Annotated in this window: 1 protein-coding gene; it reads right to left on the bottom strand. The window is 42.3% G+C overall.

What is annotated here, in order from left to right; genetic code table 11:
* A partial coding sequence (locus Q0783_RS18350) for a hypothetical protein (protein ID WP_298897594.1) occupies positions 1-364 on the bottom strand: 364 nt, incomplete at both ends.

The raw sequence follows: 364 nt of genomic DNA on the forward strand, positions 1-364 counted from the left end.
CTCTCTTTGATGATGCTAATCGATGGATTCTGTGGAATCACAGTATCGGTTGGATCATCTGGCTCACCATCACCATTATTATCCGTATCAGTTGGATCGGTTGGATCATCACTATCATCGGTTATGACATTACCAGCAGGATCATCTCCATTAGCTGTCGCTTGGTTGGTTACTATTCCTGCATCTATATCATCTTGTGTGATGGTATATGTGGCTGTATATACTATTGTTCCAGCTCCTACGGCTAAATCCTCTAAATCAGCCTCTAAGTCTAAGTCTGCACCTCCACTCTGGTATACTGGTGTTGGTAAAGTACCTGTTCCGGTAAAGTCAGCAGCATTCTCAACTACACTAACATCAAATA

It is taken from the genome of uncultured Psychroserpens sp., from assembly GCF_947500255.1.
Taxonomy (GTDB): domain Bacteria; phylum Bacteroidota; class Bacteroidia; order Flavobacteriales; family Flavobacteriaceae; genus Psychroserpens.